16 protein-coding genes are annotated in these 13692 nt (G+C 48.4%); 4 read left to right on the top strand and 12 right to left on the bottom strand.

Annotated elements, in window-relative coordinates:
• Positions 1 to 30: 30 nt before the first annotated feature.
• The 3 genes from HWI92_RS02175 to HWI92_RS02185 all read right to left on the bottom strand — a co-directional run bounded on the left by HWI92_RS02175 (position 31) and on the right by HWI92_RS02185 (position 1784).
• Positions 31 to 396, bottom strand: a complete 366-nt coding sequence (locus tag HWI92_RS02175; protein ID WP_204660572.1) for a nuclear transport factor 2 family protein — start codon at positions 394 to 396, stop codon at positions 31 to 33.
• 17 nt (positions 397 to 413) lie between these two features.
• Complete coding sequence (locus HWI92_RS02180) at positions 414 to 695, bottom strand: GNAT family N-acetyltransferase (protein ID WP_204660573.1); 282 nt, start codon at positions 693 to 695, stop codon at positions 414 to 416.
• A 105-nt stretch (positions 696 to 800) separates the two neighbouring features.
• Positions 801 to 1784 carry a quinone oxidoreductase family protein gene (locus HWI92_RS02185; protein WP_204660574.1) on the bottom strand — a complete coding sequence of 328 codons (984 nt, stop codon included), beginning with the start codon at positions 1782 to 1784 and terminating at the stop codon, positions 801 to 803.
• Positions 1785 to 1983: 199 nt separating this feature from the next.
• Here HWI92_RS02185 and HWI92_RS02190 point away from each other — a divergent pair, with 199 nt between their 5' ends.
• A complete protein-coding gene (locus HWI92_RS02190; RefSeq protein WP_204660575.1) occupies positions 1984 to 2571 on the top strand; it encodes a Crp/Fnr family transcriptional regulator in 588 nt (195 codons plus the stop codon).
• A gap of 130 nt (positions 2572 to 2701) precedes the next feature.
• On the opposite strand, the gene HWI92_RS02195 is transcribed toward HWI92_RS02190, so the two are convergent.
• The 8 genes from HWI92_RS02195 to HWI92_RS02230 all read right to left on the bottom strand — a co-directional run bounded on the left by HWI92_RS02195 (position 2702) and on the right by HWI92_RS02230 (position 9323).
• A complete protein-coding gene (locus tag HWI92_RS02195; RefSeq protein WP_204660576.1) occupies positions 2702 to 3739 on the bottom strand; it encodes a PDDEXK nuclease domain-containing protein in 1038 nt (345 codons plus the stop codon).
• 43 nt (positions 3740 to 3782) lie between these two features.
• Positions 3783 to 4208, bottom strand: a complete 426-nt coding sequence (locus HWI92_RS02200) for a helix-turn-helix domain-containing protein (protein ID WP_204660577.1) — start codon at positions 4206 to 4208, stop codon at positions 3783 to 3785.
• 130 nt (positions 4209 to 4338) lie between these two features.
• Positions 4339 to 4932 carry a thioredoxin family protein gene (locus tag HWI92_RS02205; RefSeq protein ID WP_204660578.1) on the bottom strand — a complete coding sequence of 198 codons (594 nt, stop codon included), beginning with the start codon at positions 4930 to 4932 and terminating at the stop codon, positions 4339 to 4341.
• A gap of 24 nt (positions 4933 to 4956) precedes the next feature.
• Positions 4957 to 5763 (bottom strand): DsbA family protein, encoded by an 807-nt coding sequence (locus HWI92_RS02210; protein ID WP_229248705.1) that lies wholly within the window; start codon positions 5761 to 5763, stop codon positions 4957 to 4959.
• 163 nt (positions 5764 to 5926) lie between these two features.
• A complete protein-coding gene (locus HWI92_RS02215) occupies positions 5927 to 6835 on the bottom strand; it encodes a transporter family protein (protein ID WP_204660579.1) in 909 nt (302 codons plus the stop codon).
• A gap of 12 nt (positions 6836 to 6847) precedes the next feature.
• Entirely contained in the window at positions 6848 to 7942 is a 1095-nt protein-coding gene (locus tag HWI92_RS02220) for a cytochrome-c peroxidase (RefSeq protein ID WP_204660580.1), read from the bottom strand.
• Between the two features lie 21 nt (positions 7943 to 7963).
• The gene (locus tag HWI92_RS02225) at positions 7964 to 8791 is read right to left on the bottom strand and encodes an MbnP family protein (RefSeq protein ID WP_229248707.1); all 828 of its coding nucleotides are present in this window, start codon (positions 8789 to 8791) and stop codon (positions 7964 to 7966) included.
• A 109-nt stretch (positions 8792 to 8900) separates the two neighbouring features.
• Positions 8901 to 9323 carry a hypothetical protein gene (locus HWI92_RS02230; protein ID WP_204660581.1) on the bottom strand — a complete coding sequence of 141 codons (423 nt, stop codon included), beginning with the start codon at positions 9321 to 9323 and terminating at the stop codon, positions 8901 to 8903.
• Between the two features lie 260 nt (positions 9324 to 9583).
• Between HWI92_RS02230 and HWI92_RS02235 the strand changes: the two genes are divergently transcribed.
• The 3 genes from HWI92_RS02235 (at position 9584) to HWI92_RS02245 (ending at position 13116) form a co-directional block, all read left to right on the top strand.
• Positions 9584 to 10015 carry a DUF1810 domain-containing protein gene (locus HWI92_RS02235; protein WP_310589507.1) on the top strand — a complete coding sequence of 144 codons (432 nt, stop codon included), beginning with the start codon at positions 9584 to 9586 and terminating at the stop codon, positions 10013 to 10015.
• 287 nt (positions 10016 to 10302) lie between these two features.
• Positions 10303 to 10488, top strand: a complete 186-nt coding sequence (locus tag HWI92_RS02240) for a hypothetical protein (RefSeq protein WP_204660582.1) — start codon at positions 10303 to 10305, stop codon at positions 10486 to 10488.
• A gap of 315 nt (positions 10489 to 10803) precedes the next feature.
• Complete coding sequence (locus HWI92_RS02245) at positions 10804 to 13116, top strand: arylsulfatase (RefSeq protein ID WP_204660583.1); 2313 nt, start codon at positions 10804 to 10806, stop codon at positions 13114 to 13116.
• 92 nt (positions 13117 to 13208) lie between these two features.
• Here HWI92_RS02245 and HWI92_RS02250 read toward each other — a convergent pair whose 3' ends face one another.
• Positions 13209 to 13595: a DoxX family protein gene (locus HWI92_RS02250; protein ID WP_204660584.1), complete on the bottom strand. Its 387-nt coding sequence runs from the start codon at positions 13593 to 13595 to the stop codon at positions 13209 to 13211.
• Positions 13596 to 13692 lie beyond the last annotated feature (97 nt).

Here is a 13692-nt window from a genome sequence, read left to right on the forward strand (position 1 = left end):
TTTTCATTTTAAATGCAAAAGATAAGCAGCTTACACGGTTGCAGGCTCCATCATCACATACAAGTGGGCAGCTTTTCCCTGCTCGATGATAAAAAAGTCCATACTGTTCATGATGATCTGGTTATCCTTTGTACCGATGTGTCCGTAAAGGCGGGCACCGTTTTGAGTAAAATCAATGGGCCTGGCTGCGCTGAAATAAAAGTCAGGATCCTGCGCATGCAGCGTCCCGATCAGGTCTGAAATTTCGGCCAGACTTTGAAAAACGGAACCGGAGTCATACATTTTTATATCTTCTGCATATATGCTTCTCAAAAGGTGATCCCTTTTTTCACGGTCTCTTTCGTTCCAGGCGGCAACATGATTTTCCTGGAATGTTTTAAAAAATTGCGCGTCCATTGTCGGAGGTTTTCAGGTTAAATTAAAACGTCTTTAAACTCGGGTGTTTTTGTAAAGATGGCGGATGCAAAAGGGCAGAGTGGTAATATCCTGATTTCTTTTTCCCTTGCAAAAAGCACAGCCTGATGTACCAGCTGCTTACCCACATTTTTGCCTTGTAATGATGCATCTACCACGGTATGATCGATGATTATTTTATGAGGCCCTGCCCAGACAAATGTCATTTCAGCCACAACTTTTCCATCACTTTCGATAAAGAAGCGGCCCTTTTTGCCGTCTTCGTTTAATTGTATATCCATCTGTATGATTTAGTTATCAGGCATTTTTGCACTGCACGATGCCGGGTAATGCCGTATCAGGCTAGTTTTATGAATTAAAATCCTGACTCTTTCTGTGGTAAAATATTAAGGACGAAGCACAACAGAGCCCGTCGTGCGGCTTGCTTCCAGGTCATCGTGTGCCCTGGAAACTTCGGATAATGCGTAAATGGCGGGTTTGATGTCCCCGAGTATACCCGTGCGGACAGCTTCAAACAATTCATCCACAGCAACATTTACATGCTGCTTGTCCGGCAGGTACTGGCCCAGGGACGGACGCACAAGGCTGATATTCCTGGACGCCAGAAAATCAGTATCGATCTTCGGCGAACCCGATGCATTTCCGTAAAGAACAATGCTGCCGCTGCTTTTTACCAGGGGCGCTGACTTGCTGAATGTAGCTTTTCCGACACCGTCAAAAACTGCATGCACACCGGTTCCGTGGGTGAATGCATGGACCTGCTCCGCGATATTCTCCGAATCCAGGGCGATCACCAGATCGGTTCCCTGACTTTCAGCGAGCACTTTCTTGGAGGCATTTCCTACTGTTCCAATTACGGTTGCACCCAGTGACTTTGCCCATCGGCTCACCAGTGAACCCACGCCGCCTACTGCTGCATGTACCAGCACCACGTCACCAGCCTGCACAGGATAAGCCTGTTTTACAAGCATGCGGGCAGTCAGCCCTTTGGCCATCAATGCCGCTGCCTGATCGAAAGAAATATCCTGTGGAAGCCTGATCAGTTCATCTTTATGGATCAGCCGTCTTTCTGCGTAAGCGCCCAGTGAAAAATAGTAGCCTACCCGGTCGCCTAGCGCCCATTCACCGGCATGGGGCCCGACTGCTTCCACGACGCCCGCAGCTTCGACCCCAATGGTGGCGGGAAATTGCTTCAATGGAAAAGACCCGTTCCGGAACATCACATCCACGAAGTTCAGCGCAATGGCATGCTGCCTGATTAGAACCTGATTGTTTCCGGGGGTACCGACAAACTCATTTGTATATTCCAGAACCGAAGGCGGTCCTTGCTTGCTGATATGGACTACGCCGCTTTTCTCTGATGCTTCCATGTTTTTTTGTTATTGATTGGACGGAACAAAGTTGCGGCGATCTTGCTGCGCCTGCATTGACAAAAGCAGTAGATTTGCCTTGACATTTGTCAAGAGCATGCATGGTTTACGATCATCGAAACCGATGCATGCCGGCGTAAGAATTCGCTTTTAAAGGGAAGCACCGGCTTTCCAATTTTGATGCATACAACCGCTGTTTATGATATACACGGCACTTTTTGAATACATTGAATCCAAATCAGCGCTGAAACTGAGCAGCCTGGAAGAGGAGGAGGTAAGGAAAGCATTTAAAGAAAAACACCTCAGAAAGCGGCAGTATCTTTTGCAGGAAGGCGATGTGTGTAAACACATGGCGTTTATTGTCAAAGGCGCAGGGAGGATGTACGCCATAAAAGAAAACAGCCACGAGACGGTTATTCGCCTGGCTATTGAATCGTGGTGGCTGGGTGATTACGAAAGCTATAATTTACAGACGCCCTCGCAGTACTACATTGAAATGACTGAAGATTCGGATGTGCTGCTGGTAACCAGGGAAAGTATGCTGGAACTGACAAAAACGGTCCCGGCAGTGGATCTGATGATCAGGGAAATAGACCGGAAAGGCACCATTGCCACGCAAAAGCGGATCCATTCGTCCATCAGTCTTGACGCAGAAGAGCGTTATGAGCAAATTGTAAAAACATATCCAGACTTTATCAAGCGCTTTCCCCAAAGTATGATTGCCTCTTACTTGGGCATTTCAGCCGAAACGCTGAGCAGAATCAGGAAAAAGACGATGTACAGGTAAGCCGGAGGACTTTTCTATCCTGGCTGCCTGCATTGTTGATGAGGAGGTTTAAAAACGACCGCGCCGATTTGACAGGAGTTGAGGGGTAGGATGGAAAGGGATTGGGGTAGGTTATGCCTGATCTTACTAATTACCGTTGCCTATGATTCAGCTGCCCTTCAATCAGCCTTTTTTCTCGCTCAATCTCTGCAATCAACTCTTCCTCAGTAGGCAGATAAAGCATATACTTGGTTGCAAATAACTGTTTGCTATCATTCAATATACTATACTTCACAACTGTTTCATCTTTATCAGTGCAAAGAATAATTCCGATTGTAGGATTATCATCCTCCTGCTTTTTCAGATCGTCGAACATGCGAATATACATATCCATTTGGCCGGTATCCTGGTGTGTTAATTTGCCCGTTTTTAAATCAAAAAGCACAAAACATTTCAGAAGGTAATTATAGAAAACGAGGTCAATGTAAAAGTGACTTGTTTCAGTGCTGATCCTGAATTGTCTTCCAACAAATGAAAATCCTTTTCCTAATTCAAGTAAAAATTGCTGCAAGTTTCCGATCAATGCTTTTTCAATATCCTGCTCCAATGCACTAATCGGTTGAGGGATATTAAGAAATTCAAAAACGTAAGGATCTTTAATAAAATCCTGGGCAAAGATCTTGTCGAAATTGTGATCCTGAATGGACACGTCGGATTTGGTTTGAGAAGAAAGCAAACGCTGGTAATAGGAGGAATTGATATTGCGCTCCAATGTTCGCGTGCTCCACATTTGCTCCGCGCATTCTTTGAGGTAATAAGCTCTGGCTTCCGAATTTTCCATCCTCATAATGAGCCGATTGTGGCTCCAAGACAATTTGCTACACACTGCGTAGCAAATTGATTCATCAGGATAAGTAAGATAAAATTGCCTGAAATTGCGAATGTTAGCGTAAGAAAAACCTTTGCCCAGTTCAGCAGTGAGCGCAATGGAAAGTGTTTTCAAAATCGACTCGCCATACGCAGCTTTTAGTTCACCATGCTGCTCTTCCTGCACTATTCTCCTTCCCATTCGCCAATAGGCAATCACCATTTCACTATTTACCGAACGATAAGCATTCTGCCTGGCTAGCTGTAAAATTTGTACAACATCCTGAATCAAAGATGTTGTCGAAATATCAGATTCATTCATTAGTGTGGTGGTTGAAATATTTTAAAACAAAGTGGAGACCGGCTTACGATTTATTGCCAATCAATTTCTCCAGCATCCTGATCGTATCATCTTTTGTTTTCAATAATTCTGCATGCAAACGTTTATTTTCTTCCATTGCTTCGACCCATTTTTCCATTGCATTGAAATTGTAAACAGGCTGCAAATTCCCGCCACTGGATTGATCATTGAATGTATTGGAGATGATATTAATGGCTTGATCCTCATCAAAATTCCGAATAGCCTCAGCAGGTATTTTCAAAATAGCAGCAACTTGTTCCAAAATATTTGCATCGATCTTTTCTTTCTGTTCCAGTAGGGAGATTTTCTGCTGGTTCCAGTCTTCGCCAAGCTCGAATGCGAGCGCGTCTTGCTTAATGGAAAGCATTTCGCGAAAACGCTTCAAATTGCGGCCTTCATGGATCTTTGGATTAGAGGTAGTATGTGCCATGCGGAAAGGTGTCTGGTTAAAAAGGCAATTTATGTAAATCTGCCGGGAAGTGTTCCGATAAGTTACCGGTAATGCTATGTAAGTTACCGGGCGACCCGGTCGTTCACTGCCCTCTTTTCATTGCTGCAGACTACATCTCTTTTTGCGATGGTGCACTACGCGCGACCTGCTCCAATAGTTGCTGCAGTTCCTCCTGAAGATCAATTCCCTTGTTGGCATTGTACCAGACTTGTATCGCGGCAGCCACCTGCTCGAAAGGTGCATTTTCAGCCGATAGCTGGCTGTGCATTTTCTGACAGTCAGCCGGCCGCGGTCCCCAGGTAGCAAGCGTTTTCCCGCCGGCATCACTGATAATCAGTTTGGGGATCGATTTGGATCCATGCGTTAAAAAGTGCTGGATCCTGAATGGCTCGCTGTCCCTCAGCTCGTAAGTGATGGTGATCAGGGGATTATTCCGGGCGGCCATTTCCAGAAATGGCACATTGTGCGCCGCATCCCCGCACCAGGGCTCTGTGATGATCGTCCAGGTTTGCATTTGATTGAGGCGCCCGATCGTATCCGAAAGCCCGGGCAGCAGCCGGCCCACTTTCAGCCAGCGGTTCATCCGCTGCCAGTTCAGCCGGGTATATTCAAAATATTTAGGATTGTCATACGGTGGTGCCTGAGCGTCAATGTTTTGATCTACTATGCTTTTGAATAACTGCGAGTATTCCTGAAATGTCATGAGTAAGTTTTAAAAAGTTGCCGGTTATTGGATCAAGCGCCAAATAGAGCCATTTTTACTTGTCAATTCACTTAAATACCCGGATCTAACCAGTTCGCGCAGCACTTCTTCCGCCTGCTCGCGTGGCGTTTGCGAAAGCTCCGCGAACTCACGGGCAGTCAGTGTGGCGTACTTTGCAAATAGTTCTTTCCAATCCGGATGAATGTCCTTTTTGGATGCATCCGACAGCTGTTTCAGTAAGGCAGCCTCGTAGGTAGCATAGGGTTTGGTGCCGTAAACCTTTTCCTGTACACCCTGTGCATTCATAAAAAACAGGGTAGGAAAGCCCCTCACACCAAGTTGCGAACCTGATGCAAGATCCTGTTTGAACAATTCTTTCGCATTCCCATTGAAATCCCTTTCAAGTGTTTCAACATCCAGACCCGCCTTTTTTGCAGCTGCGGCCAGGTTTTCCCACTTTTCAATGTTGACTTTTTCCATAAACACCATCTCCCGCAACGTGCGGAGGAAAAGAATGGCATTCTCCGGATCCTGCAACTGTGCCGCCTTGAATGCAATCGAAGGCGGATAAGACGAGCTCAGCGGATCTTGCAGCCACACATCGCCGTCGATGGGCATATCATAATGCCTGCTCACCTCGTCCCAATGGTGCGCAACGTCCGACGGTTTACTGATCCCGCCACTGTTATAGTTCCAATCGGGCAGCAGACCTCCCATGCGGTAATCAATTTCGAAATGGTGCCCGTATTCCAGTTTCAGCCTGCGCAGCTGCGGTTCAATGCCCCAGCACGAGGAGCAGATCGGGTCGGTGAAATAAATGATTTTGACCAACTACTCGCTGGCAGCTGCGGTCTGTTCCGTTGCCGCCGGAGAAGCCTCGGGTATTTCACAAACACCGGATTCGATATCACATAAAAGCGGATTGTTGTTCGTCGTGTCCATTTGAGTTGTTGTTTATCGACTGTTGAATGCACCTTCCCGGATGAAGCCAAACTCAGAATAAAAACCCGAGCTGCACCAGCACTCGCTCCTTGGCAACCACGTGACCCGACGCACTTTTCTGGGTAATTGGTTTTTGGGCATTGATACCCAGCGTCCATTTATCGGAAAAGAAAGTCACTCCCGCAGTACCATTCAGCAGCTTGCCGCCGGTAATGTCGAGGACTTCGCCGTGCTGTTTTCCATGGGCCGCATGCTCGCCGTAGATGCCCACACTGGGAGTAACGGAAAATTTACCGATGGAAAAAGAGCGATAAAGCTCGATTGTGCCGAAAAGCTGGTCACCGAAACGATATCCCTGCGAATTGACGGTATTGAACTTCCTGGACACATTGGTGGCCAGGCCCCACTGACCCTTATTGATGGTATAAAAGGCATTGAGCAGGAAATCAGTGCTTCCGGTACCCAGCTGAAAATTGGCATTAGCTACTTCCAGCGTATTGTTTTCGTCAAACCGGAATTTACCTGTGGGCACCTTGATGCCGCCGCCAACCATCAGCGTGTGGTTGAATGCATGCGTATGTTCGCTGTCCATAAATGTATTGAACAGGTTATAGTTAGCCAGAACCGTAATGTCGCTCAATCCACTTTGCTTTTTCACATCAGCCGATGTAAGCTGTCTGTCGGCCCTGAACGGGACAAATGCCATCACCTGAACCCTTTTGACCGGAAAAAAGCGGGCGTAAACTTCGCCTACATTGAAATGCTCTTCGGTCCTGAGCACCTTACTGGCAGGGTGGGTTACAAAATGCAGCCGCTGGTAGCGCACCCCGATCATGGATTTGTTGGATTGGGGCATCAGCCCGAAATAGGCCCCGCTGTTGGCACACCCGCAGATATCGCAGGCCATTGTAGCACTCGCAGCAAACAGGCAGGCGAGCAGGAGTTTATATTTAAGTATCATGATAAAAATCGTTTAAAATGCAGTCCCGACGCCGGGATCTGAAAATTTGGGTTCCCGGATAAATTGCTCATCGGACAATGTCCGCAAAAATGCGATCAGCGCTTGTTTCTCGGTAGCCGACAAGTTGAACCCGGTTTTGCCGTCCGTCCGCACCAGCAGCGGGTCCAGGGTAGGCAGCTTCTGAACACTGTCACTGTAATGGTCGAGTACCTCTTCCAAAGTATGGTAGCGGCCATCGTGCATATAAGGCGCTGTCAGACCTACATTGCGCAGGCTCGGCACCTTGAATTTATGATCGTCGGCTGCATTGCCGGTGATCGCGCCGCGTCCCAGATCGTTGTTCCGCATCGGCATGAGTCCGTTATTCCGAAAGCTGTGATCCGTGAACAACACGCCTTCATGGCAGGAGCTGCAATTTTTTTGAAATAAAACCAGCCCCTGCTTTTCCTGTGCATTCAGCGCATTGCCATCTCCGGCGAGGTAGTAGTCATATTTTGAACCGGCCGAAACCATCGTCATCATAAACTGTGACAAAGCTTTCATCATGCGCTCGGAATTGATCTCATCCGTCCCGAATGCAGCCTTGAACATCTTGGGATAGTCCACAGGGACCTTTGATGCGGCATTAGGCGTTTTGCGCAGCTTCTCAATCACATTTGTTACTTTTTCATCCATCTCAACCGGATTTTCAATCGGGTTAAAAGGTACCAGGTCCATATCGTGTACGCCGCCGTCCCAGAAAAAGGAATCGTTCCACGCCAGGTTCTGTACAGCCGGCGAGTTACGCACGCCCAAACGGTCGTCTACACCATGGCTGAGTTCGTGGCCGTGGTGGGTGAATGCCGCTGCCTGCTGGTGGCAGGTCCCGCAGCCGATCAGGTTGGTGCGCGACAGGATACCGTCGTAAAAGAGGAACCTCCCCAGCTGCACTCCTTCTTCGGTCAGCGGATTGCGCGACAGGTCGTACACCGGATCGGGAAATCCGGCGGGCTTGGTCCAGGTGATGGGCGTCGGGCCGGTTTTCACGGGCTCCGGCGCCTTTTCCTCCTGCTCTTTACAGCCGAATGAAGCAAGCAACAAAAGAAGAAACAGGATTAGCTTCTGCATCAGATTTTCTGAAAATCAGTTTCAATGAATATGGTCCAGCGTGAACATATTAACGTAATTGTTCGCAATCTGCTGTGATTTTTCCTGCTGCCCGCCCATCACACTGTTGTACTCGGCGATTTTGAGACTTGTACCCGGTCCGTCGAACACTTTGAGCACGTCGACCAGAAAATGCACCTCCGGCGTTTCACTTGTGGTGACAGGTGCTTTTAACGAACCGAAGTTGACTTTGACGACCCGCGTATTGTTGACCGTTTTGTCATTGTAGCCCCCAAAAAGCCCGATGTGGTAATAGAATTTGCCGTTTACCGGGTTCCCTTTGGAAGAAGTCCCTTCCAGTTTGACAAAAATATACCCCGAATTCCAGGCCCAATACATGCCATCGTCTGTCATGGAGCCCGACGGATCGAGTATGCCCTGCCGCTTTTCGATCGGTGCGGTGTTACGGGCGCTGTCCACACCCACCATAAATTCGGCACCGGTGTAATCGCCGGCCGGTACATTGTTCAGGGTCACAAACTGGGAAGTTTTGGTGTCTTCCTTGATAAGAAAATAGCTCGAATCCTGCGGTACGGTAAACACGCTGCCGTCTGCTTTGGTCAGCTTGATGTTTGAGATAAAGTAATTGAACCTGGTGACAATGAAGTCTTCGCCGGCAGCATTTTTGTAAGTTACGCTATTCAGCACCAGGTTTTTATCTCCGACAACATTGTCAAACTCCATGCGGAGCTTACCTGTATCCGAGGCGACTGGCTCAGGCGAAGTGGACGAATCTGTGCAGGAGCTGAAAGTAAACAGGCTGGCAGCTGCAAAAGCCGCAGCCACGCATTGATGGAAAATACGTTTCATTTTGAAGAAATTATAGAATAGCCAGTACCTGTTTCAAGGCCTGAATCCTGGATAAAAGAATATGTGAATATCGCCTGTGGAAACACAGGACCAATGAAAATGGCAGAGCCTAAACCAGCGGAGGATGGAAAATGCTGTCGGTGGCCAGATGTCCCCAAAGTGCCGATCTGTAAATGAATGAAGGAGCAGGATTATCCTCCAAGACCGGGGCAGGCGTGGTAAATGTGTATCGGTTGCCGGTGTCCATGACCTGGTAAATCAGGCTCGACAGGTAATCCTGTTCTGCCTGGCGCTGCTGCTGCTTTTCCGCCTGAGCAAGCCTTTTGGCAAGGTAGCATTTACCATTGCAATTGAGCATGGGCCTGTTCCGGTTTACACAAAGCGTTTTGGCGATGTAATCTTTCCGTACTTCATAGTCCAGACATATCAATGGGATCAGCCATGCTTTTACAAGCATTAAAAGCAGCAGGCTCAGGCCAATCCATTGTTTGCTAAAACGATTCAATACGACATCTGCTAATGTGCGGAACACCTGACTATTCGGTTCGGTAAAGGTAGTTACAAAACAAAATAGTCGACCTCCACCCCTGATTTTTTTGTTTGATTCTGAATTGCATTGGCAGGTTACCGCGCATCGGCCAAATACCTGATGGCTGGTGATGTGGTTCATGCAAAGCTTTCCTGGTACAGATTTGGGGTATTAAAAGAGAAACGTAAACCGGCTGTCAAAGTTGTGGGACTAGCTGCTGGGGGAGTTGTTAATATCTTAGAAAGTAATAACCTGATAGCGACATGATGGAAGAATCGTCAGATTTGATCAAATTTTTGGATGCACAGCGGAGCGACTATGCAGGCGCATTGTCTGAGATCAGAAGCGGTAGAAAACAAGGTCACTGGATCTGGTATATTTTCCCCCAGATCGCAGGACTGGGATTCAGCAGCACATCGGCGCATTACGCGATCAGCGATCTCGAACAGGCCGGCCGCTATTTCAAGCACCCGGTGTTGGGGAAGCGGTTGGTAGAAATTTCCGAGGCGATGCTCACTGTTCAGGGCAAATCTGCCCGCCAGATTCTCGGAAGTCCGGATGATCTTAAACTGAGATCGTCCATGAGCCTGTTTAATCTGCTGGATCAAACCCACCCGGTGTTTCAGGCGGTGCTCGACAAATACTTTGAAGGAGTACCGGACCCGCGTACGCTGGATGCGGTTGGGAGGAAGTAGGGGGGAGGCAGTCGGCTTTCGGCGGTCGGCAGTCGGCTTTTTTTGGATTGAAGGTGTTTGGATTTTTTTGAAATGAAAATCAAAAAATCAAAAAATCAAAGCAAAACGCCGACAGCCGATTGCCGAAAGCCGACAGCCAACTACTGTTCCCCTCACTACTTTAAAATTAAACCCTACATTCTTGGTAGAGTAAATAGTTTACCTAAATTTGCATTGCAACCACCACCATTTTGATTACCCTGGCTCAGCTGCTCGGGATTATAAGGCTCATTTAATCAAAATTGAGGATGAAAAAGTGTTTGCATGACTTTCCGTGGCTGGACAGTACTTTTCTGTTTACAACAGGTGCCCCAGTCGATTTCGCTTACGAAGAAAAAGTCAGAAACGGGCACCCGGTACGGACTGAAAGTCCGGAAGACAGCATCGCCCGGCTTAACCCGGCCGGATTGTTCCGGCTCCATGAAGGCGGTTAATACTTTCACAGTGAGGGAGAACACGATATCCTGTTTTCGCATTTAAAAACAAGCAATTTCCTGGTGAAATTTTATCTGGTAAATGACAGTGTGTCTTTCGTGGCAAGCCAAGTCCGGAGATTGTTTAGAGAACTCTGTCAGCTCATTTCATTTTTTCATTTAGATAATCCCGGAAAGCGTATAGTGGTTTCCGTTCAAGTTTTTTTTCTGTATACCCAAAAGCTTTAACTGAATGATAGTGAACCGGGCAGGTCCGGATAAACTATCATCCCTGCATTTCTTTTTCGCTACAAATACCTGACAATCAAAAATCGTATGAAAAAACATGTTCTATCTGTTGGCCGGCTGGTCCTGGCAACTGCTGTCTCGCTGGGCGCTGGATCGTTTGCAAACGCGCAATACACGCCTGCGCAGCCCTATAAAGGCAAAATCGGGAAAACACTCAGCGAAACGACTGAGTCCTGGACGGACAGGAAAAAAGCCCCGGCCGGTACGCCCAATGTGGTCTGGATATTACTGGACGATATTGGTTACGGCGCCATCAGCACATTTGGAGGGCTGATCAACATGCCAACACTGGATAGTCTTGCAAACAACGGGTTGCGCTATACCAACTTTCACACCACCGCCATATGCGCCCCAACGCGGGCCGCATTGCTGACCGGGCGAAACTCGCATTCGGTCCACATGGGCCTTTTCCCCGAAACCGCGATCGGTACACCGGGTTATGATGCGCAGATGCCTTTTGAAAAAGCAACAGCGGCCGAAATCCTGAAAGAAAATGGCTACAACACATTTGCATTGGGAAAATGGCACATTACGCCCCTGGCTGATCTGTCGCCTGCCGGACCATTCAACCGGTGGCCGACAGGTCGCGGATTTGAGCATTTTTATGGTTTTCCTTCGAGGGGCAGTATCGATCAGTGGCACCCCGAGCTCTGGGAAGGTACCACCCGGGAAAAGGATCAGCAATCCGGCAAGCATTTCAATGAGCTGATCGCCGACAAGGCCATCAGCTATGTGTCGGGCCAGCAGGCGGGCAATCCGGATAAGCCGTTTTTCCTGTACATAGCCACCGGAGCAGGACATGCACCGCATCAGGTAGCCAAAAAATGGTCGGATAAGTACAAAGGGAAATTCGACGGCGGCTGGGACGAATACCGCGAAAAAGTACTGGCCAATCAGATCCGGCTGGGCGTCATTCCCAAAACTGCCAAGCTGCCGCCGCGCAACCCCGGTGTGAAAGAATGGGCGTCGCTGCCCGCAGAAGAAAAGAAATTATACGCGCGCTTCATGGAGACGTACGCGGGCTTTCTGGAACAAACCGATTACGAGATCGGGCGTGTGATACGGCATCTGAAAGTGTCCGGTCAGTTGGAAAACACCCTGATTTTCGTTTCTGTGGGCGATAATGGGGCCAGCAAGGAAGGGACTTTCGTCGGGACGGTTAATCATTATGGAGCCGAGACCAGCGAAGACATCCGATTGAAAAAAAACCTTGAAAACATTGATTTGATCGGCTCTGAATTTTCCAAAGTAAATTACCCGCTGGGCTGGGCAGCGGCTACGAATGTTCCTTTCCGGCATTGGAAACAGGATGCCAACGCAGAAGGCGGCACGCACAACCCCCTGATTGTTTTTTATCCGAAAGGCATCAAAGAAAAAGGTGGCATACGCAACCAGTATGTGCACGTCGTCGACATTTTACCGACAACATTGGAGCTGGTCAATGCCAAAATTCCGGAAAACATCAACGGTTACAAGCAGGAGCCCATGGAAGGTACCAGCCTTGCATACAGTATCAATGACGAGACAGCCAAAGACCGCCATACATTGCAGTATTACGAAATCCACGGTTCGCGGGCGATTTACAAAGATGGCTGGAAAGCGGGTGCGCTGCACGTAAAAAAGCAGGCATTCGACCAGGACCAGTGGCAGCTTTTCAATCTGAAAGACGACTTCAACGAAATCAATGACCTGGCCGCAAAAGAGCCCGCGAGGTTGAAGGAGCTGCGCGCGCTGTTTGATAGTGAAGCCACCAAATACAACGTGTTCCCGCTGAAAGACGGCACGCAGGGATATGCCTTGCAAACCGCCTACAAGGATCTGGACAAAGTAGTATTGTACCCCGGCCAGTCGACCATTGTAGACGTCGCGGGACCATTTGCCATTAAAAAATCTTTCAGCCTGATGGCCGATGTGAACCTGCCAGGCGTGGAAACCGAAGGCGTGCTGTTGTCGCGGGGCGGGTTTGAGGGAGGGCTGAGCTTCTTTGTCCAGAACCACAAGCTGCACCTGGTGTACGCAGTAGGTGACGGTACCAAATATGTGGTCACGTCCGGGCAGGCAACACTGCCGGGTGGCCGGGTACAGCTGCGGGCCGATGTGAAATACGACCAGGATGGAACCGGGCTGATCAGCCTTTTTGTAGATGACGCCAAAGTAGGGGAGTCCAAAATCGAAAAAACAACGGGTTATGTGTACCTGCACGAGGGCGTGAATGTCGGCTTTGATGATCTGACGCCGGTTGCCGATACCTACAAGGTTCCGTTCGCATTTACAGGAAAAATTCACCAGGTGGTCATTGACTATCATTCAAAACAGCAGAGCTTTCTGAAACAGCATTGAACCGGTAAACATGATGATGGATTGGTTATCTAAACAGGGAAGGATCTGAAAAAGCGGCCGGCAAAATGCCGGCCGCTTTTTCAATTAACGGGTTAGATAATACCTTCTCCTGAGCGGTACAGGCCGAGTTTTTCCCTTGCCACATAGGAAGCCACCAGCAGCATCAGCATGAGAACAGGTGCGACCAGGTAACCTGCTGCATCACCGGCAAAATAATGGGCAAAAGTAGCCGACAAGAAATTGATGAAAAATCCTGCATACGCCCATTCCTTGACGCGCTGCGGGACGGCAGGAATGGCAAGCGCCAGAGCGCCGAGGAGTTTTGCTATGCCCAGCTCTACGCGGAACCAATCCGGAAAACCAATATGCGCATACCCTTCCTTCATGGCCGGGTTGAAGAAATAGTTGAAAAACGACATCACCATGCCAAGAACCACCAGACCGGTGGTCACGGAATAAATAATTTTTTGAGCTTTCATGAGAAAAATAGTTAATGCTCAAAAATAAAATCCAGGTAGTTTACTTTTGTTAGTAGTTTACCGGAGGAAAGTAGTTTCCTTCAAGAAACCTGCCTGT

It is taken from the genome of Dyadobacter sandarakinus, from assembly GCF_016894445.1.
In the GTDB taxonomy this organism is placed as follows: Bacteria; Bacteroidota; Bacteroidia; order Cytophagales; family Spirosomataceae; genus Dyadobacter; species Dyadobacter sandarakinus.

Coding starts and splice junctions, on each gene's coding strand:
- HWI92_RS02190 (WP_204660575.1), top strand. CDS start 1,984: ATGATATACACGGCACTTTTTGAATACATTGAATCCAAATCAGCGCTG.
- HWI92_RS02185 (WP_204660574.1), bottom strand. CDS start 1,784: ATGGAAGCATCAGAGAAAAGCGGCGTAGTCCATATCAGCAAGCAAGGA.
- HWI92_RS02225 (WP_229248707.1), bottom strand. CDS start 8,791: ATGAAACGTATTTTCCATCAATGCGTGGCTGCGGCTTTTGCAGCTGCC.
- HWI92_RS02240 (WP_204660582.1), top strand. CDS start 10,303: ATGAAAAAGTGTTTGCATGACTTTCCGTGGCTGGACAGTACTTTTCTG.
- HWI92_RS02175 (WP_204660572.1), bottom strand. CDS start 396: ATGGACGCGCAATTTTTTAAAACATTCCAGGAAAATCATGTTGCCGCC.
- HWI92_RS02250 (WP_204660584.1), bottom strand. CDS start 13,595: ATGAAAGCTCAAAAAATTATTTATTCCGTGACCACCGGTCTGGTGGTT.
- HWI92_RS02180 (WP_204660573.1), bottom strand. CDS start 695: ATGGATATACAATTAAACGAAGACGGCAAAAAGGGCCGCTTCTTTATC.
- HWI92_RS02235 (WP_310589507.1), top strand. CDS start 9,584: ATGATGGAAGAATCGTCAGATTTGATCAAATTTTTGGATGCACAGCGG.
- HWI92_RS02205 (WP_204660578.1), bottom strand. CDS start 4,932: ATGACATTTCAGGAATACTCGCAGTTATTCAAAAGCATAGTAGATCAA.
- HWI92_RS02195 (WP_204660576.1), bottom strand. CDS start 3,739: ATGAATGAATCTGATATTTCGACAACATCTTTGATTCAGGATGTTGTA.
- HWI92_RS02245 (WP_204660583.1), top strand. CDS start 10,804: ATGAAAAAACATGTTCTATCTGTTGGCCGGCTGGTCCTGGCAACTGCT.
- HWI92_RS02215 (WP_204660579.1), bottom strand. CDS start 6,835: ATGATACTTAAATATAAACTCCTGCTCGCCTGCCTGTTTGCTGCGAGT.
- HWI92_RS02220 (WP_204660580.1), bottom strand. CDS start 7,942: ATGCAGAAGCTAATCCTGTTTCTTCTTTTGTTGCTTGCTTCATTCGGC.
- HWI92_RS02200 (WP_204660577.1), bottom strand. CDS start 4,208: ATGGCACATACTACCTCTAATCCAAAGATCCATGAAGGCCGCAATTTG.